Source organism: Pseudomonas sp. B21-023 (genome assembly GCF_024749165.1).
Lineage (GTDB): Bacteria > Pseudomonadota > Gammaproteobacteria > Pseudomonadales > Pseudomonadaceae > Aquipseudomonas.
Genome location: NZ_CP087190.1, coordinates 15,363 through 32,805 on the forward strand (window position 1 = coordinate 15,363; position 17,443 = coordinate 32,805).

General features: G+C 63.9%; 18 protein-coding genes. 8 read left to right on the forward strand and 10 right to left on the reverse strand.

Going from position 1 to position 17,443, the window contains the following annotated elements:
- Positions 1-305: 305 nt before the first annotated feature.
- From LOY42_RS00060 to glyQ, 4 genes are all read right to left on the reverse strand, one after another.
- A complete protein-coding gene (locus LOY42_RS00060; RefSeq protein ID WP_102683373.1) occupies positions 306-1,076 on the reverse strand; it encodes a 1-acyl-sn-glycerol-3-phosphate acyltransferase in 771 nt (256 codons plus the stop codon).
- A gap of 65 nt (positions 1,077-1,141) precedes the next feature.
- Positions 1,142-1,669 (reverse strand): D-glycero-beta-D-manno-heptose 1,7-bisphosphate 7-phosphatase, encoded by a 528-nt coding sequence (gene gmhB, locus LOY42_RS00065; protein WP_139674706.1) that lies wholly within the window; start codon positions 1,667-1,669, stop codon positions 1,142-1,144.
- 4 nt (positions 1,670-1,673) lie between these two features.
- Positions 1,674-3,728, reverse strand: coding sequence for a glycine--tRNA ligase subunit beta (gene glyS / locus LOY42_RS00070; protein WP_258599657.1), 2,055 nt, complete (start codon positions 3,726-3,728; stop codon positions 1,674-1,676).
- The gene (gene glyQ, locus LOY42_RS00075) at positions 3,725-4,672 is read right to left on the reverse strand and encodes a glycine--tRNA ligase subunit alpha (RefSeq protein WP_023629852.1); all 948 of its coding nucleotides are present in this window, start codon (positions 4,670-4,672) and stop codon (positions 3,725-3,727) included. Before glyQ ends, glyS begins: the two co-directional genes overlap by 4 nt.
- 83 nt (positions 4,673-4,755) lie before the next feature.
- Between glyQ and LOY42_RS00080 the strand changes: the two genes are divergently transcribed.
- Both LOY42_RS00080 and LOY42_RS00085 read left to right on the forward strand, forming a co-directional pair.
- Entirely contained in the window at positions 4,756-5,307 is a 552-nt protein-coding gene (locus LOY42_RS00080; protein ID WP_139674700.1) for a DNA-3-methyladenine glycosylase I, read from the forward strand.
- Positions 5,308-5,348: 41 nt separating this feature from the next.
- Entirely contained in the window at positions 5,349-6,236 is an 888-nt protein-coding gene (locus LOY42_RS00085) for a lysophospholipid acyltransferase (protein ID WP_258599658.1), read from the forward strand.
- A 179-nt stretch (positions 6,237-6,415) separates the two neighbouring features.
- On the opposite strand, the gene LOY42_RS00090 is transcribed toward LOY42_RS00085, so the two are convergent.
- The 5 genes from LOY42_RS00090 to def all read right to left on the reverse strand — a co-directional run bounded on the left by LOY42_RS00090 (position 6,416) and on the right by def (position 10,939).
- Positions 6,416-6,724, reverse strand: coding sequence for a tetratricopeptide repeat protein (locus LOY42_RS00090; RefSeq protein ID WP_023629850.1), 309 nt, complete (start codon positions 6,722-6,724; stop codon positions 6,416-6,418).
- A gap of 11 nt (positions 6,725-6,735) precedes the next feature.
- A complete protein-coding gene (gene trkA, locus LOY42_RS00095; RefSeq protein ID WP_023629849.1) occupies positions 6,736-8,109 on the reverse strand; it encodes a Trk system potassium transporter TrkA in 1,374 nt (457 codons plus the stop codon).
- A gap of 24 nt (positions 8,110-8,133) precedes the next feature.
- Positions 8,134-9,441 carry a 16S rRNA (cytosine(967)-C(5))-methyltransferase RsmB gene (rsmB, locus tag LOY42_RS00100; RefSeq protein WP_139674693.1) on the reverse strand — a complete coding sequence of 436 codons (1,308 nt, stop codon included), beginning with the start codon at positions 9,439-9,441 and terminating at the stop codon, positions 8,134-8,136.
- The gene (fmt, locus tag LOY42_RS00105; protein WP_139674690.1) at positions 9,438-10,370 is read right to left on the reverse strand and encodes a methionyl-tRNA formyltransferase; all 933 of its coding nucleotides are present in this window, start codon (positions 10,368-10,370) and stop codon (positions 9,438-9,440) included. Before fmt ends, rsmB begins: the two co-directional genes overlap by 4 nt.
- A 62-nt stretch (positions 10,371-10,432) precedes the next feature.
- The gene (def, locus tag LOY42_RS00110; RefSeq protein WP_038707094.1) at positions 10,433-10,939 is read right to left on the reverse strand and encodes a peptide deformylase; all 507 of its coding nucleotides are present in this window, start codon (positions 10,937-10,939) and stop codon (positions 10,433-10,435) included.
- A gap of 209 nt (positions 10,940-11,148) precedes the next feature.
- On the opposite strand from def, the gene dprA reads away from it, so the two are divergent.
- The 4 genes from dprA (at position 11,149) to LOY42_RS00130 (ending at position 14,443) form a co-directional block, all read left to right on the forward strand.
- Positions 11,149-12,246 carry a DNA-processing protein DprA gene (gene dprA, locus LOY42_RS00115; protein WP_258599659.1) on the forward strand — a complete coding sequence of 366 codons (1,098 nt, stop codon included), beginning with the start codon at positions 11,149-11,151 and terminating at the stop codon, positions 12,244-12,246.
- Positions 12,247-12,284: 38 nt separating this feature from the next.
- Positions 12,285-12,842, forward strand: a complete 558-nt coding sequence (locus tag LOY42_RS00120) for an L-threonylcarbamoyladenylate synthase (protein WP_094010815.1) — start codon at positions 12,285-12,287, stop codon at positions 12,840-12,842.
- 368 nt (positions 12,843-13,210) lie between these two features.
- Entirely contained in the window at positions 13,211-13,654 is a 444-nt protein-coding gene (locus tag LOY42_RS00125) for a hypothetical protein (protein ID WP_139674684.1), read from the forward strand.
- Positions 13,655-14,131: 477 nt separating this feature from the next.
- Entirely contained in the window at positions 14,132-14,443 is a 312-nt protein-coding gene (locus LOY42_RS00130) for a hypothetical protein (RefSeq protein WP_139674681.1), read from the forward strand.
- 116 nt (positions 14,444-14,559) lie between these two features.
- On the opposite strand, the gene LOY42_RS00135 is transcribed toward LOY42_RS00130, so the two are convergent.
- The gene (locus tag LOY42_RS00135) at positions 14,560-15,537 is read right to left on the reverse strand and encodes an NADPH:quinone reductase (RefSeq protein WP_139674678.1); all 978 of its coding nucleotides are present in this window, start codon (positions 15,535-15,537) and stop codon (positions 14,560-14,562) included.
- A 133-nt stretch (positions 15,538-15,670) separates the two neighbouring features.
- Between LOY42_RS00135 and hemF the strand changes: the two genes are divergently transcribed.
- Entirely contained in the window at positions 15,671-16,582 is a 912-nt protein-coding gene (gene hemF, locus LOY42_RS00140; protein ID WP_139674675.1) for an oxygen-dependent coproporphyrinogen oxidase, read from the forward strand.
- 25 nt (positions 16,583-16,607) lie between these two features.
- Positions 16,608-17,432, forward strand: coding sequence for a shikimate dehydrogenase (gene aroE / locus LOY42_RS00145; RefSeq protein WP_139674672.1), 825 nt, complete (start codon positions 16,608-16,610; stop codon positions 17,430-17,432).
- Positions 17,433-17,443: the final 11 nt, after the last annotated feature.

The following is a 17,443-nucleotide window of genomic DNA, read 5'->3' on the forward strand; positions in this document are numbered from 1 at the left end:
CTTTGCAGCCCTTTCGCCGGCAAGCCGGCTCCCACCCCACCGCGCAGTTTTCGAGATTACGCGTACCTGTGGGAGCTGGCTTGTCGTGGCGACGAACCGCAGCGAAAGGGCCGCCAAGCGGCCCCAGCCTGCGGCTTCACGGGCATAAAAAAACCGGCGTAAAAGCCGGTTTTTTTATAGCGCGAAAAAACTTATGCACGATTTTCGCAAAAACGTCATACATGGAAATAAACAGCTAATTCAATCACTTAGCATATCTTGACGATCATCCATGCAAAACTTGCTAACAAGTTATCCACAGATCGTCAGGCTGGCTGCTGCTCCGGGTTTTCCGCCAGCGGCGGCAGCGAACCCATGGCACGCTGGGTCGCTTCGTTCCAGGCCTGGGCGCGGTCGTTCAGCTCGGCGATGGCACGTGGGCCAGTGCCCACTGCATACATCGGTTCACCGATTACCACCTCGATGGTGCCCGGGCGCTTGCCCCAGCCTTCACGCGGCCAGAACTTGCCGGCGTTGTGGGCAATCGGCAGTACCGGCAGCCCGGCGTTGACCGCCAGGGCTGTACCGCCGCGGGAAAACTTGCCGATCTGGCCATGGGGCACGCGGGTGCCTTCGGGGAAGATCAGTACCCAGGTGCCCTGCTTGAGCAGCTCGTCGCCCTGGCTGGCCACCTGGCGCAGTGCCTCTTTGGGGTTCTTGCGATCGATGGCGATCGGCCGCAGCATGGCCATGGCCCAGCCGAAGAAGGGCACATACAGCAGTTCGCGCTTGAGCACCTGGCTCAGCGGCGAGAAATATGCGGAGAGCAGGAAGGTTTCCCAGGTGCTCTGGTGGTTCGACAGGATCACGCAAGGTACTTTCGGCACGTTCTCGGCACCGGTGATCTTGTAGTCGATGCCCAGGACCGTGCGCACCAAAAACAATGCGCAGCGGCACCAGTACACGTTGATGAACTTGTAGCGCTTGGGGAACGGCAGGAAGGGCGCGACGAAGAAGCTCAGCGAGCACCACAGTAGCGAACTGGTGCCCAACAGCAGGTAAAAAAGAAAGATTCTGATCGCCTGCAGGATCGACATAGTGGCATGTACCGTTGCGGGGCGTGCCCGCCTAATGAAAAGTGCGCCACTCCAGGCGCACTCATTTAAATAATTTCTCTGGCGATAGCCGCCAGATCGTCGAAAATCAGTGTAGTTTGCGGGACGCCTTTTTCCAGGGTCCTCTCGCCCTTGCCGGTTTTAACCAGCACGGGTTGTGCATCGACGGCCAGGGCCGCCTCCAGGTCACCTTTGCTGTCGCCAACGAACCACACGCCGGCCAGGGGCACCTGGTAATGCTCGGCAATCGCCAGCAGCATGCCGGGCTTGGGCTTGCGGCATTCGCAGCCTGCGTCCGGGCCGTGCGGGCAATGCACGATCAGGCCGACCTCGCCACCCTGCTCGGCCACCAGCGCGCGCAGGCGCGCATGCATGGCCTCGAGGGTTTCCGGCGAATAGTAGCCGCGGGCAATACCGGACTGGTTAGTGGCCACGGCCACTGTCCAGCCCGCCTTGCTCAACTGCGCGATAGCCTCGATCGAGCCGGGAATGGGGACCCACTCCTCCAGCGACTTGATATAGGCGTCGGAGTCGTGGTTGATCACTCCGTCTCGATCAAGAATCAGCAGTTTCAACGACTTACCCCAGCAGCGAGATATCGGCCACGCCCAGGAACAGGCCGCGCAGGCGGCTGAGCAGGGCATAACGGTTGGCGCGTACCTTGGCGTCCTCGGCGTTGACCATCACCGCCTCGAAGAAGGCGTCGACCGGGTCACGCAGGGCGGCCAGGCGGGCCAGGGCTTCGCTGTACTGGCGCGCGGCTGCCATCGGTTGCACGGCCTGGTCGGCCTGCTGGATGGCCGAGTACAGGGAGAACTCGTTGGCGTTGTCGAAGTACTTCGGCTCGACCTGGTCGGCGATGGCACCTTCGGCTTTACCCAGCAGGTTCGACACGCGCTTGTTCGCTGCCGCCAGGGCTTCGGCTTCCGGCAGTTTGCGGAAGGCCTGCACGGCCTGCACGCGCTGGTCGAAGTCCAGCGCCGAGCCCGGCTTCAGGGCACGCACCGACAGGTAGGTGGAGACGTCGATGCCTTCGTCCTCGTAGCGTGCGCGCAGGCGGTCGAAGATGAACTCCAGTACCTGCTCGGACAGGCCGGCGGCCTTGACCTTGGCACCGAACTGCTTGACCGCGAACTCGACCGCGACATTCAGGTCCAGGTCGAGCTGCTTCTCGATCAGGATACGCAGCACGCCCAGGGCGGCACGGCGCAGGGCGTATGGGTCCTTGCTGCCGGTGGGCAGCATGCCGATGCCGAAGATGCCGACCAGGGTGTCGAGCTTGTCGGCGATGGCCACGGCGGCACCGGTGAGGGTCTGCGGCAGCTCGGCGCCAGCGCCGCGCGGCATGTACTGCTCGTTCAGCGCCAGGGCGACGTCTTCCGGCTCGCCATCGTTGAGGGCGTAGTAGTAGCCGGCGATGCCTTGCATCTCCGGGAACTCACCGACCATTTCCGAGGCCAGGTCGCACTTGGACAGCAGGCCGGCACGACCAGCGTTGGCGGCGCTGCCACCGATGTACGGAGCAATGAAGGCGGCCAGCTTGGAGACGCGCTCGGCTTTTTCGAACACGGTACCCAGCTGAGCCTGGAACACTACGTTCTTCAGGCGCTCGTTGAAGCTTTCCAGGGGCTGCTTCTTGTCTTGCTTGAAGAAGAACTCGGCGTCGGTCAGGCGCGGGCGCACGACCTTCTCGTTGCCCTGCACGATCTGCTTGGGGTCGCGGCTCTCGACGTTGGCCACGGTGATGAAGCGCGGCAGCAGCTTGCCTTCGCTGTCCAGCAGGCAGAAGTACTTCTGGTTGTCCTGCATGGTGGTGATCAGCGCTTCCTGCGGCACCTCGAGGAAACGCTCCTCGAACGAGCACACCAGCGGCACCGGCCACTCGACCAGGGCGGTCACTTCGTCCAGCAGCGCCGGCGGCACGATGGCCGTGCCTTCCTGCTGCATGGCCAGCTCTGCGGTGCGCTTGCTGATCAGCTCCCGACGCTCGGCAAAGTCAGCCAGCACGTGGGCCTTGCGCAGGTCCTCGACGTAGTTGGCCGGGGTGGTGATGAGTACGTTTTCCGGGTGGTGGAAGCGGTGGCCACGGGATTCACGGCCGGCTTTCTGGGCCAGGATGGTGCAGTCGACGACCTGATCGCCCAGCAGCATCACCAGCCACTGGGTCGGGCGCACGAACTCTTCACGGCTGGCGCCCCAGTGCATGCGCTTGGGGATCGGCAGGTCGTTGAGTGAATCCTCGACGATGGTTGGCAGCAGGCTGGCAGTGGCCTTGCCCGGAATGTGCTGGGAGAAGCGCAGCTTCGGGCCGCTCTGGTCGATGTCCGACAGTTCGACGCCACACTTCTTGGCAAAGCCCAGGGCGGCCTGGGTTGGCTGGCCTTCGGCATTGAACGCGGCCTGCAGGGGCGGGCCGTCGATGTTGATGCTGCGGTCCGGCTGCTGCACGTCCAGCTGGCGGATCAGCACGGCCAGGCGGCGCGGTGCAGCGTAGACATGCTTGCCGGTGTAGTTCAGGCCGGCGGCCTGCAGGCCTTTCTCGATGCCGGCGAGGAAAGCGTCGCCCAGCGTGGCGAGGGCCTTGGGTGGCAGCTCTTCGGTGCCCAGTTCAACCAGGAAATCTTGAGCACTCATTGTGCAGCCTCCAGCTTAGCCAACACTTCGTCACGCAGTTCAGGGGTGGCCATCGGGAAGCCCAGGCGTGCGCGAGCTTGCAGATAGCTTTGCGCCACGTCCCGGGCCAGGGTACGTACGCGCAGGATGTAGCGCTGGCGCTCGGTCACCGAGATGGCGCGGCGGGCGTCCAGCAGGTTGAAGGTGTGCGAGGCCTTCAGGACCATTTCGTAGGTCGGCAGCGGCAGGTCCAGCTTGATCAGGCGGTTCGCTTCGCTTTCGTAGAAATCGAACAGTTCGAACAGCTTCTCGACGTTGGCGTGCTCGAAGTTGTAGGTCGACTGCTCCACTTCGTTCTGGTGGAACACGTCGCCATAGGTGACCTTGCCGAACGGGCCGTCGGCCCACACCAGGTCGTAGACCGAGTCCACGCCCTGGATGTACATGGCCAGGCGCTCCAGGCCGTAGGTGATTTCACCCGTGACCGGGTAGCACTCGATACCGCCGACTTGCTGGAAGTAAGTGAACTGAGTCACCTCCATGCCGTTCAGCCAGATTTCCCAGCCCAGGCCCCAGGCGCCGAGGGTTGGCGATTCCCAGTTGTCTTCGACGAAGCGAATGTCGTGAACCAGCGGGTCGATGCCGATGGCCTTCAGCGAGCCGAGGTACAGCTCCTGGAAGTTCGCCGGGTTTGGCTTGAGCACCACCTGGAACTGGTAGTAGTGCTGCAGGCGGTTGGGGTTTTCGCCATACCGCCCGTCGGCGGGGCGACGGCTGGGCTGCACGTAGGCGGCGTTCCAGGTCTCCGGGCCCACGGCGCGCAGGAAGGTAGCGGTGTGGAAAGTGCCGGCGCCTACTTCCATATCGTAGGGCTGAAGCACCACACAACCTTGAGCTGCCCAGTAGTTCTGCAGGGCGAGGATCAGGTCTTGGAAGGTACGCACGGCTGGCGTAGGCTGGCTCACGAAATTCACCTGTATCTGGGGATGCGGATGTAAAGAGCGGGAGTATACCCGATTCGCCTCGCCCTCTACGTTATTGGAGCCTTATGCCACGCTGCTTTTGGTGTTCCGACGATCCGTTGTACCAGGCCTATCACGACCACGAGTGGGGAACGCCGCAGCGCGACCCGGCGTTGCTCTTCGAGATGCTTTTGCTCGAAGGGTTCCAGGCGGGCTTGTCGTGGATCACGGTATTGAAGAAGCGCGAGCGCTATCGCCAGGTGCTGGAAGGTTTCGACCCGGTGAAACTGGCGCGTATGAGCGACGAACGCATCGAAGAGCTGATGCAGGATGTTGGCATCATCCGCAACCGCCTCAAGCTCAAGGCCGTGCGCCGCAACGCCCAGGCATGGCTGGCTGTGGATAACCCCGCCGAGTGGCTATGGTCGTTCGTCGGCGGCGCGCCGAAGATCAACCATTTCCAAGGCCGTGGCGACGTGCCGGCGGTCACCGACGAGGCCAAGGCGATGAGCAAGGCCTTGCAGAAGGCTGGCTTCACTTTCGTCGGGCCGACCATCTGCTACGCCTTCATGCAGGCTACCGGCATGGTCATGGACCACACCACCGACTGCGATCGCTACGCCGCGCTGGTGCGCTGACGGGGTACAATGCGCGCCTTGCTGAAATAAGGAATTCGCCTGTGGAAAAGTTCAAGGGCGCCCTGATGGTCGGGGTGCTGCGCCTGTTTGCCAAGCTGCCCTGGGGCGCCGTGCAGCGCGTCGGCGCCGGTATCGGATGGCTGATGTGGAAAATCCCCAACGGCTCGCGCAATGTCGTGCGCATCAACCTGGCCAAATGCTTCCCGGAGATGGACCCGGCCGAGCGTGAGCAACTGGTCGGTCGCGCGCTCAAGGACATCGGCAAGTCGTTCGTCGAGAGCGCCTGCGCCTGGATCTGGCCGCCGCAGCGCTCGCTCGACCTGGTCAAGGAAGTGCACGGCCTGGAAGTGTTGGAGCAGGCCCTGGCCTCGGGCAAGGGCGTGGTCGGCATCACCAGCCACCTGGGCAACTGGGAAGTGCTCAACCACTTCTATTGTAACCAGTGCAAACCGATCATCTTCTACCGGCCGCCCAAGCTCAAAGCGGTGGATGACCTGCTGCGTGAACAGCGTGTGCAGATGGGCAACCGCGTGGCGCCTTCGACCAAGGAAGGCATCCTCAGCGTGATAAAGGAAGTGCGCCGAGGTGGCCAGGTGGGCATTCCCGCCGACCCGGAGCCGGCCGAGTCCGCCGGGGTGTTCGTGCCGTTCCTGGGGACCCAGGCGCTGACCAGCAAGTTCGTGCCGAACATGCTGGCGGGTGGCAAGGCGGTGGGGGTATTCCTGCACGCCCTGCGCCTGCCCGATGGTTCGGGCTTCAAGGTGTTCCTGGAAGCGGCGCCAGAGGCCATGTACAGCACCGATGTGAATGAATCGGCGGCAGCCATGAGCAAGGTGGTCGAGCGTTATGTGCGCGAGTACCCGAGCCAGTACATGTGGAGCATGAAGCGCTTCAAGAAGCGCCCGGCTGGCGAGCCGCGCTGGTACTGAGATTTCAGGGGGGCGCTTTGCGCCCCTTTCGCCGGCAAGCCAGCTCCCACCTTGACCGTGCCGGCCCGAGCTCATGCTTTCGGCTTAGACAAGCTCTGGCTTGTACAAGGCCCATGGGCTTGCTCGGCCCCGTGGGAGCTGGCTTGCCGGCGATGGGCTGCAAAGCAGCCCCGACAATCTCAGACCTTGTTCAGCTTCTTCAAGAACACCGTCATCTCTTTTTCGGCCTGCTTGTCCCCATGGGCCTGCGCTGCCTCGATCCCCTCCTCCCAGGCCTTGCGCGCGCCAGCCAGATCTCCGCTGAGCTGATACGCCTTGCCCAGCAGCTTCCACGCCGCCGAGTACTTGGGGTCCTGCTTCACGCAGCTGGCCAGGTGCACCGCCGCCTCAGCGCCATTGCCCTCGTCCAGCCAAGCCTTGCCCAGGCCAAAGCGCAGCAGCGGGTTATCCACACCTTTGGCCAGCATCTTCTCCAGCGATTCACGCATGCCCTTCCCTCCTAGAAGAAACTCAAGCCCACGTGGAACAGCTTCTCCACGTCCCGAATATGCTTTTTATCCACAACGAACAGGATCACATGGTCGCCCGACTCGATCACCGTGTCGTCGTGGGCGATCATCACTTCGTCCTCGCGGATGATTGCGCCGATGGTGGTACCCGGCGGCAGGTTGATGTCCTCGATGGCCTTGCCCACTACCTTGCTCGACTTCGAATCGCCATGGGCCACGGCTTCGATGGCCTCGGCCGCGCCGCGGCGCAGCGAGTGCACGCTGACGATATCGCCACGGCGCACGTGGGCCAGCAGAGTACCGATGGTGGCCAGCTGCGGGCTGATGGCGATGTCGATATCGCCGCCCTGCACCAGGTCGACATAGGCTGGGTTGTTGATGATGGTCATTACCTTGCGTGCACCCAGGCGCTTGGCCAGCAGCGACGCCATGATGTTGGCCTCGTCGTCGTTGGTCAGGGCCAGGAAGATGTCGGCGTCGGCGATGTTCTCTTCGAGCATCAGGTCCTTGTCCGAGGCGCTGCCTTGCAGCACCACGGTGCTCTCCAGGGTGTCGGAGAGCTGGCGACAGCGGGCCGGGTTCATCTCGATGATCTTCACCTGGTAGCGGCTCTCGATGGCCTCGGCCAGGCGTTCGCCGATCTGCCCGCCACCGGCGATGACCACGCGCTTGTTGCTCTCGTCGATGCGCCGCAACTCACCCATCACCGCGCGAATGTCCTTTTTCGCGGCGATGAAGAACACTTCGTCGTCGGCTTCGATCACCGTGTCGCCCTGTGGGGTGATCGGCCGGTCGCGGCGGAAGATCGCCGCCACGCGGGTGTCGACGTTGGGCATGTGGGCGCGGATCTGGCGCAGTTGCTGACCCACCAGCGGCCCGCCGTAGTAAGCCCGGACTGCCACTAGCTGGGCCTTGCCCTCGGCGAAGTCGATCACCTGCAGGGAGCCGGGGTGTTCGATCAGGCGCTTGATGTAGTTGGTCACCACCTGCTCGGGGCTGATCAGCACATCCACCGGAATATGGTCGTTGTCGAACAGTTCTTCGCGGGTCAGGTAGGCCGACTCCCGCACCCGGGCGATCTTGGTCGGGGTGTGGAAGAGCGAGTACGCCACCTGGCAGGCGACCATGTTGGTCTCGTCGCTGTTGGTCACCGCCACCAGCATGTCGGCGTCGTCGGCGCCGGCCTGGCGCAGCACCGTCGGCAGAGAGGCGCGGCCTTGCACGGTGCGGATGTCGAGGCGGTCGCCGAGGTCGCGCAGGCGCTCGCCATCGGTATCGACCACGGTGATGTCATTGGCTTCGCTGGCCAGGTGTTCCGCCAGCGTGCCGCCCACCTGCCCTGCGCCGAGGATGATGATCTTCATCCACTACTCCCTACATTCTTGTGCTTACCGCGAGGCGGCGATCTTGATCAGCTTGGCATAGTAGAAGCCGTCGTGGCCGCCTTCCTGGGCCAGCAGCTGGCGCCCGTGGGGCTGGCGCAGACCGGCCTCGGTCGCCAGGTCCAGCTCGCGGGCACCGGGGGTGCGGGCGAGGAAGGCGTCGACCACTTCGGTGTTCTCGGTCGGCAGGCTCGAGCAGGTGGCGTACAGCAGCATGCCGCCCACTTCCAGGGTCGGCCACAGGGCGTCGAGCAGCTCGCCTTGCAGCGCGGCCAGGGCCGGGATGTCGTCGGCCTGGCGGGTCAGCTTGATATCCGGGTGGCGGCGGATCACGCCAGTGGCCGAGCAGGGGGCGTCGAGCAGGATGCGCTGGAAGGGTTTGCCGTCCCACCAGCTGGCGGTGTCGCGGGCGTCGCAGGCGATCAACTCGGCGTCGAGCTTTAGGCGGTCGAGGTTCTCGCGCACGCGGGTCAGGCGCTTGGCCTCGAGGTCGATGGCGACCATGTGCGCCAAGCCCGGTTCGGCTTCAAGCAGGTGGCAGGTCTTGCCGCCAGGGGCGCAACACGCGTCGAGCACACGCTGGCCGGGGGCCAATTCCAGCAGGTCGGCGGACAGCTGCGCGGCTTCGTCCTGCACGCTGACCCAACCCTCGGCGAAGCCCGGCAGGCCGCGCACGTCGCAGGCTTCGGCCAGCACGATGCCGTCACGGCTGTACTGGCAGGCGCTGGCGCTGATGCCGGCCTCGTCCAGCAGCGCGAGGTAAGCGTCGCGGCTGTGATGGCGGCGGTTGATGCGCAGGATCATCGGCGGGTGGGCGTTGTTGGCGGCGCAGATGGCTTCCCACTGCTCAGGCCAGAAGGCCTTGAGCGACTTCTGCAGCCAGCGCGGGTGGGCAGTGCGCACCACCGGGTCGCGCTCCATGTCGGCCAACAGCGCCTCCCCTTCACGCTGGGCGCGGCGCAGCACGGCGTTGAGCAGGCCCTTTGCCCAAGGCTTCTTCAGCTTGTCGGCACACCCGACGGTTTCGCCGATGGCGGCGTGGGCCGGGATGCGGGTGTAGAACAGCTGGTACAGGCCGACCAGCAGCAGCGCCTGCACATCGGCGTCGGCGGCCTTGAAGGGTTTCTGCAACAGCTGCGCGGCCAGCAGGTCCAGGCGCGGCTGCCAGCGGGCGGTGCCGAAGGCCAGGTCCTGGGTCAGGCCACGGTCGCGTTCTTCGACCTTGTCCAGTTGCGCCGGCAGCGAGCTGTTCAGCGAAGCCTTGCCGCTGAGCACGGCGGCAAGGGCACGGGCGGCAGCCAGGCGTGGGTTCATTGGCCGAGCACCTTGCCGCTGGCGAACTTCTCGCGGCGGCTGTTGAACAGGTCGGCGAAGTTGAGTGCCTTGCCACCCGGCAGTTGCAGGCGGGTCAGGCTCAGGGCCTGGTCACCGCAGGCGACCACCAGACCATCTTTGCTAGATGACAGGATTTCGCCGGGGGCGCCCTGGGCTGTGGACAAGTTGGCGGCCAGTACCTTCACGCTTTCGCCATCCAGAGTGCTGTGGCACACCGGCCAGGGGTTGAAGGCACGGATCAGGCGCTCAAGCTCAACGGCCGGACGGTTCCAGTCGATGCGCGCCTCGTCCTTGTTCAGCTTGTGGGCGTAAGTGGCCAGGGCGTCGTCCTGTACTTCACCTTGCAGGCTGCCATCGGCCAGGCCGGCGATGGCCTGCACCACGGCGCCCGGGCCCATGGTGGCGAGGCGGTCGTGCAGGGTACCGCCGGTGTCCTCGGCACTGATCGGGGTGACCACCTTGAGCAGCATCGGGCCGGTATCCAGGCCCGCTTCCATGCGCATCACGGTCACGCCGCTCTCGGCGTCACCGGCTTCAACGGCGCGCTGGATCGGCGCGGCGCCGCGCCAGCGCGGCAGCAGCGAGGCGTGGCTGTTGATGCAGCCCAGGCGTGGGATATCCAGCACAGCTTGCGGCAGGATCAGGCCGTAGGCGACCACCACCATCAGGTCCGGCTTGAGCGCGGCGAGTTCGGCCTGGGCGTCGGCGTTGCGCAGGGTCTGCGGTTGGTACACCGGGATATCGTGGGCCACGGCCAGCGCCTTGACCGCGCTCGGCATCAGCTTCTGGCCACGCCCGGCCGGGCGGTCGGGCTGGGTGTAGACGGCCACGATCTCGTACGGGCTGTCGAGCAAAGCCTTGAGGTGTTCGGCGGCAAACTCTGGAGTGCCTGCGAAGACGATGCGCATGGAGTTCTCGCTTCTTGAAAAAGAAAAAGGCTTGCCGGAGCAAGCCTTCTGGAAGGTGGGGATCAGGCTTGCTGGCGGTGCTGCTTTTCCAGCTTCTTCTTGATCCGGTCACGTTTGAGCTGCGACAGGTAGTCGACGAACAGCTTGCCGTTGAGGTGATCGAACTCGTGCTGCACGCACACCGCCAACAGGCCCTCGCATTCCAGCTCGTACGGCTTGCCGTCGCGGTCCTGGGCCTTGACCCGGACGCGCAGCGGGCGGTCGACGTTCTCGTAGAAGCCCGGCACCGACAGGCAGCCTTCCTGGTACTGGCCCATGTCGTGGGTCAGCTCTTCGACGCTGGGGTTGATGAAGACCCGCGGTTCGCTGCGGTCTTCGCTCAGGTCCATCACCACCACTTGCTGGTGCACGTTGACCTGGGTCGCCGCCAGGCCGATGCCCGGGGCTTCGTACATGGTTTCGAACATGTCGTCGATCAGCTGGCGCAAGGCGTCGTCAAACACCGTTACCGGTTTGGCAATGGTACGCAGGCGCGGATCGGGGAATTCGAGAATGTTCAAAATGGCCATGGCGGTCAGGCAGTCACTGTGCGGTCGGTTGAAAACTGAGCACACATAATAAAGGGAAAAGGTGGACAAGGCACCTGTGAAAGCTCGGCTAGGGTCTTTATGGGCTTTATAGCTGCCATTTAATGGACAGCTTTTCAAAGTATTACCCACAAAGTTATCCACAGGCTGTGCCACGCCGATGGCCCCCTGTCGATCAAGGAGGATCACCTATGAACACTCTCCGTTCGTCGCCTTGCTCGCCTGCCGAACTGGAGGCGCGGCTGCGTCTGCATCGCCTCCCCGACATCGGCCTGCGCCGCTTTCTTACCCTGATCGAAGCCTTTGGCAATGCCTCATCGGCACTCAGTGCGCCGGCTAGTGCCTGGCGTGCGCTGGGGTTGCCAGCCGCCAGTATCGACGCCCGTCGCAGCCCTGAGGTGCGCGACGGCGCGTTGGCTGCGATGGCCTGGTTAGAGCGTCCTGGCCAGCATTTGCTGATGTGGGACGGGTCTGGCTACCCCGCATTGCTGAGTGAAATCGACGACCCGCCACCCCTGCTGTTCGTCGCCGGTGACCCCGCTTTGCTGGAGCACCCGCAGCTGGCGATTGTGGGTAGCAGGCGTGCTTCACCACCGGCGCTGGATACCGCGGCTGCGTTCTCGCGTTGCCTGGCGCAAGCCGGATTCACCATCACCAGCGGGCTGGCGCTGGGCGTTGACGGTGCCGCTCATCGGGCCGCGCTGAAAGCCGGGGGGCAGACCATTGGGGTGCTCGGCACGGGGTTGCAAAAACTTTATCCACAGCGCCACCGTGACCTTGCCCGGGCGATGCTCGACAGCGGCAGCGCGCTGGTTTCCGAGTACCCGCTGGATGCCGGGCCGCTGGCCGGTAACTTCCCCAGGCGCAACCGCATCATCAGCGGGCTGTCGCTCGGCGTGCTGGTGGTCGAGGCGAGTATCGCCAGCGGCTCATTGATCACCGCGCGCCTTGCCGCAGAGCAAGGGCGCGAGGTGTATGCCATTCCGGGTTCGATCCACCACCCCGGCGCCAAGGGCTGCCACCAGCTGATTCGCGACGGCGCGCTGTTGGTGGAAAGCGTGGAGCAGATCCTCAACAGCCTGCGCGGTTGGCAGAACTTGCCGGGCGCGCCTGTGGGCAAAGCCGACCATCCCCTGCTCGCCTTGCTCCACGCCGCACCCCACACCAGCGAGGGCCTGGCGCACAGCAGCGGACAGCCGTTGGCCCAGGTGCTGGCCAGCCTGACCGAGTTGGAGCTCGAGGGCCGGGTCAGCAATGAAGCCGGGCGTTGGTTTGCCCGTTCCGGCTAAGTACACTGCGCACACGGCGTTTATGCGGAGAGACGGAAATGGTGAGCAGTTGGCGTGTGCAACAAGCCGCGCGTGAGGTGAAGGCGGGTGCGGTGATCGCCTATCCGACGGAAGCGGTCTGGGGCCTGGGCTGCGACCCGTGGAACGAGGACGCGGTGTATCGCCTGCTGGCGCTCAAGTCGCGGCCTGTGGATAAAGGCCTGATCCTGGTCGCCGACAGCATCCACCAGTTCGACTTCCTGTTCGAAGACTTCCCCCAAGACTGGATCGACCGCATGGCCGCCACCTGGCCGGGGCCGAACACTTGGCTGGTGCCGCACCAGGACCTGCTGCCCGAGTGGGTGACCGGGCAGCATGACAGCGTGGCATTGCGGGTCAGCGATCACCCACAGGTGCGTGAGCTGTGCGCGTTGGTCGGGCCGTTGATTTCCACGTCCTGCAACCCGGCCGGGCGTCCGGCGGCCAAGAGCCGGTTGCGGGTGGAGCAGTATTTCCACAAGCAGCTGGACATGGTGCTGGGTGGGGCGTTGGGGGGGCGGAAGAATCCGAGTGTGATTCGGGATTTGGCGACCGGCGAGGTTGTGCGCCCGGGGTGACTCTCTGTTCTGACCGACCAAAAAAAACCGCCATGTTGGCGGTTTTTTGATGCAGAAGAGGGTTTCAGCCCTGTCGCCTGGGTAGAGTTCTGCACTCTTTGCCAGACCATGTGGACTGATTGCTATGCCTGCACGGCCACCTCGTCAATAAACGGCATGCCTCATGCAAAACGCTGTAAAAGATTGCTTAGACCGGCTCCTGTTCAGAAACCGCGCAGATTCTCCTGATTATCTCTCAAATGGTTGCCCAGTAATCCAATTGGGAAACGTCCTACTACCCCCGTCCTAAGCCACCACCTTCACTACAGGAACCCCTACCTCTAGCTTGCTCGCCCGTGCGTCACAAATCGGCGGGAGCATCTAGAACAATGCCGCTATTCGAGAATGCCGAGTACCTGATAAGGGGGAATCTGGAGCAGCTAGCGTCCAATCATCGGGTCAGGGCGGTGGAAATAGGCAGATTTACCGCGGATCAGTTCGAAGCGATCAACAGGCAGAAAGCAGGGCAGGATTTACCCCAGCTTGAGGATCCGGGCATCGTCTTCATTGGCAGTCATGCCTACAGAAGTCGGGTGATACGCGACGGATACACCATTGATGACATGGTTCTGCAGATCAAGGCAGCGCTGGCAGCGACATCGGTCTGGAAGAGTGCCACGCACATGACTGCCCTTCGCAGCACGATTGGCCGAAATGATGGCTATGGCAATGAAATCTATGATGAGGCGATTTTTGAACTGACGGCCCGCAAGCCCAAGGCGGAGCTCTATTCCATCGTGCCCAAAGGGGATAGAAACAAGCCCAAAAAATAATGGCCGCTTAAGCGGCCAAAGGGTAAGGATGCGCTCGCCCGGATAACTTGAAACTCAACCGGCGCACCAGCACAACCTCAGGGAGAAAGGCTACGCCTCAGAGCCGGCACGGTCAAGCGAGGCCCTACCCCTCGCGTGTCGCTCCCACAGGGATTCTCTTCACCCTCAGGACTTTCTGATTTTTCCTCCCAAGGCTGCCCATTTCGAATTCAGAGAAATATCCTACGCAGCCTGTCGACCGCCATTACCTTCTCAGTGGGAACGCTTGCCTCTAGGCTCCAGACCGTCGCCGAATAACTTGGCGATCGGGTGTGGTAGCCCGGGTATTCGATTCCCCATGTCAGTCCATGGCGGCTGTGCGTGGGAGGCTTTCGAGCCTGCCTGGTTTGGGAATCGCCCGGGTCTACCACCTCGCGTACAGTCGCCACCCAATTCGCGTGGTAGCGGGGCCGGTGGTTTTTTAAGGAGCGAATTCCCATGACTAGAAAGCTTGTTCCCGATCCACCACTCCCAAATACCACAACCCACCCCTTCGGCCGCTGCGACGCCGGCCACCCTCCACTCTTCACCGTAAACCCCAATATCGAAGCCCACGATGCCCTGGTGCACGTAGCGCTTTACCTGCGCTGCGCCTACGACACTGGCATCAAGGCACTCGACCACCTGCGCGACGAGGGGCGTGGCATGTACTGGTCGAGCCTGCATTCGCTGGAAATGGCGGAGGGGTTGGTGGAGGCGATGCTTGAGGGCATTGAGTCAGCGTCTGTAGCCGAAAGGCCCGCTGGCTGAACTGACGCCATCGCCGGCAAGCCGGCTCCCACAGGTACAGCGTCATCCAGGAGGTTTGCGCGGTCCCTGTGGGAGCTGGCTTGCCAGCGAATGGGCCGCAGAGCGGCCCCAGGATTTCAAGGCAGCAGAACAGTCGAGCCCACCGTCCGCCGCGCCGACAACTCACTCTGCGCCTTGGCCGCCTCACTCAACGGATACCGCTGCTGGATATCCACCACCAACTTGCCACTGGCGATCATCGCGAACAGGTCATCCGCCATGGCCTGGGTGTTCTCGGCGTTGTTGGCATAGCTCGCCAGCGTCGGCCGAGTGACATACAGCGACCCCTTCTGCGACAAAATCCCCAGGTTCACCCCGGTCACCGCGCCGGACGCATTGCCGAAGCTGACCATCAACCCACGCGGCTTCAGGCAATCCAGTGAAGTCAGCCAGGTATCCGCCCCCACGCCGTCATACACCACCGCGCACTTTTGACCGTCGGTCAGCTCCAGCACGCGTTTAGCCACATCTTCGTGGCTGTAGTCGATGGTCGCCCAGGCCCCGAGTGCCTTGGCCCGCTCGGCTTTCTGGGGAGAGCTGACAGTACCAATCAGCTTCGCCCCCAGTGCCTTGGCCCACTGACAAGCCAGCGATCCGACGCCACCGGCAGCAGCATGGAACAGCACGAAATCCCCCGGCTGCACGGCATAGGTCTGCTTGAGCAGGTACTGCGTGGTCAGCCCCTTGAGCATCACCGCCGCCGCCTGCTCGAAGCTGATCGCATCCGGCAGCTTGACCAGGTTGGCCTCCGGCAGTGTATGCACCTCGCTGTAGGCCCCTAGCGGCCCACCGGCATAGGCCACGCGGTCGCCGACCTTGATCCGGCTGACGCCCTCGCCCACCGCCTCGACTACCCCGGCGCCTTCGGTACCCAGTCCGGAAGGCAGCGACGGCGGCGCATACAGCCCGCCTCGGAAATAGGTGTCGATGAAGTTCAGGCCGATCGCATGGTTACGCACCCGCACGTGCTGCGGGCCGGGGGGGGCCGGGTCGAACTCCACCAGTTGCAGGACTTCCGGGCCGCCATGCTGGCTGAACTGGATACGCTTGGCCATCACACACTCCTGTCGTCGAGGGTCGCAAAGGCCTTCTATCGGACGCCTTTGCTTGATCGCCGTCAACTGCGGCGCGAGGTTTGCCGGTGGTATGCTACGCGGCGAATTTTCCCCGCTCCCTCCAGGTGACCCGATGACCAGCCGCACCGAGGCCGTGAAAGCCTACCTGCTCGACCTGCAAGACCGCATCTGCACTGCCCTCGAGAATGAAGACGGCGGCGCCCGCTTCGTCGAGGATGCCTGGGTGCGTGATGCCGGCGGCGGCGGTCGCACGCGGGTGATCGGCGATGGCAAGGTGATCGAGAAAGGCGGCGTGAACTTCTCCCACGTGTTCGGCAGCGGCTTGCCGCCGTCGGCCAGTGCCCACCGCCCGGAGCTGGCGGGCCGTGGCTTCGAGGCGCTGGGCGTGTCGCTGGTGATCCATCCGCACAACCCGCATGTGCCGACTTCCCACGCCAACGTGCGGTTCTTCATCGCCGAAAAAGAGGGCGAAGAGGCGGTGTGGTGGTTCGGCGGCGGCTTCGACCTGACCCCCTACTACGGCAATGAAGAAGACTGCGTGCACTGGCACCGCGTGGCCGAGCAGGCCTGCGCGCCGTTCGGCGCCGACGTGTACCCGCGTTACAAGGCCTGGTGCGACCGCTACTTCCACCTCAAGCACCGTGGCGAGCCACGGGGTATCGGCGGCCTGTTCTTCGATGACCTGAACGAGTGGGACTTCGACACCTGCTTCGCCTTCATCCGCGCCATTGGTGACGCCTATGTCGACGCCTACCTGCCGATCGTGCAGCGCCGCAAGGGCACCCCGTATACCCTCGCCCAGCGCGAATTCCAGGAGTACCGCCGTGGCCGCTACGTCGAGTTCAACCTGGTCTACGACCGTGGCACCTTGTTCGGCCTGCAGTCCGGTGGCCGCACCGAATCGATCCTGATGTCGCTGCCACCGCAGGTGCGCTGGGGTTACGATTGGAAGGCCGAGCCCGGCAGCGAGGAAGCGCGGCTGACCGAGTATTTCTTGCAGGACCGTGACTGGCTCGCCCGCTAAGCCTGTGGATAACCGAGGATCCCCCATGGACCAGTACGTTGTTTTCGGTAACCCCATCGGCCACAGCAAATCGCCGTTGATCCACCGCCTGTTCGCCGACCAGACCGGCGAGGACCTGGAGTACGCCACCCTGCTGGCGCCGCTGGACGAATTCAGCGACTGCGCCCGTGGCTTCTTCAAGCAAGGCAGCGGCGCCAACGTTACCGTACCGTTCAAGGAGGAGGCCTACCGCCTGTGCGACAGTCTCACCCCACGCGCCAAGCGTGCCGGCGCGGTGAACACCTTGAGCAAGCTGGCCGACGGCACCTTGCAAGGCGACAACACCGACGGTGCTGGGCTGGTGCGTGACCTCACCGTCAACGCCGGGGTCGAGCTGGCCGGCAAGCGCATCCTCATCCTCGGTGCCGGTGGCGCGGTGCGCGGCGTGCTGGAGCCGATCCTGGCACACAAGCCGCAATCGCTGGTGATTGCCAACCGCACGGTGGAGAAAGCCGAGCAGTTGGCCCGTGAGTTCGATGAGCTGGGGCCGGTGGTGGCCAGCGGTTTTGCCTGGTTGCAGGAGCCGGTGGACGTGATCATCAACGCCACTTCGGCGAGCTTGTCCGGCGAGCTGCCGCCGATTGCCGACAGCCTGGTCGAGGCGGGGCGTACCGTTTGCTACGACATGATGTATGGCAAGGAGCCGACGCCGTTCTGCCAGTGGGCCAGCAAGCTGGGTGCGGCCAAGGTACTGGATGGGCTGGGGATGCTGGCGGAGCAGGCCGCCGAGGCGTTCTTCATCTGGCGTGGGGTTCGGCCTGAGACCGGGCCGGTGCTGGATGAGCTGCGCCGGCAGTTGGCCCGCGGCTGAGTTCGAGATTT

Excerpts from the sequence above, each read along its gene's own strand:
- rsmB (WP_139674693.1), bottom strand. The coding sequence starts at position 9,441 with ATGAACCCACGCCTGGCTGCCGCCCGTGCCCTTGCCGCCGTGCTCAGC.
- fmt (WP_139674690.1), bottom strand. The coding sequence starts at position 10,370 with ATGCGCATCGTCTTCGCAGGCACTCCAGAGTTTGCCGCCGAACACCTC.
- glyS (WP_258599657.1), bottom strand. The coding sequence starts at position 3,728 with ATGAGTGCTCAAGATTTCCTGGTTGAACTGGGCACCGAAGAGCTGCCA.
- LOY42_RS00135 (WP_139674678.1), bottom strand. The coding sequence starts at position 15,537 with ATGGCCAAGCGTATCCAGTTCAGCCAGCATGGCGGCCCGGAAGTCCTG.
- def (WP_038707094.1), bottom strand. The coding sequence starts at position 10,939 with ATGGCCATTTTGAACATTCTCGAATTCCCCGATCCGCGCCTGCGTACC.
- LOY42_RS00120 (WP_094010815.1), top strand. The coding sequence starts at position 12,285 with ATGGTGAGCAGTTGGCGTGTGCAACAAGCCGCGCGTGAGGTGAAGGCG.
- LOY42_RS00080 (WP_139674700.1), top strand. The coding sequence starts at position 4,756 with ATGCCACGCTGCTTTTGGTGTTCCGACGATCCGTTGTACCAGGCCTAT.
- dprA (WP_258599659.1), top strand. The coding sequence starts at position 11,149 with ATGAACACTCTCCGTTCGTCGCCTTGCTCGCCTGCCGAACTGGAGGCG.
- LOY42_RS00125 (WP_139674684.1), top strand. The coding sequence starts at position 13,211 with ATGCCGCTATTCGAGAATGCCGAGTACCTGATAAGGGGGAATCTGGAG.
- LOY42_RS00090 (WP_023629850.1), bottom strand. The coding sequence starts at position 6,724 with ATGCGTGAATCGCTGGAGAAGATGCTGGCCAAAGGTGTGGATAACCCG.
- trkA (WP_023629849.1), bottom strand. The coding sequence starts at position 8,109 with ATGAAGATCATCATCCTCGGCGCAGGGCAGGTGGGCGGCACGCTGGCG.
- LOY42_RS00130 (WP_139674681.1), top strand. The coding sequence starts at position 14,132 with ATGACTAGAAAGCTTGTTCCCGATCCACCACTCCCAAATACCACAACC.
- aroE (WP_139674672.1), top strand. The coding sequence starts at position 16,608 with ATGGACCAGTACGTTGTTTTCGGTAACCCCATCGGCCACAGCAAATCG.
- hemF (WP_139674675.1), top strand. The coding sequence starts at position 15,671 with ATGACCAGCCGCACCGAGGCCGTGAAAGCCTACCTGCTCGACCTGCAA.
- LOY42_RS00060 (WP_102683373.1), bottom strand. The coding sequence starts at position 1,076 with ATGTCGATCCTGCAGGCGATCAGAATCTTTCTTTTTTACCTGCTGTTG.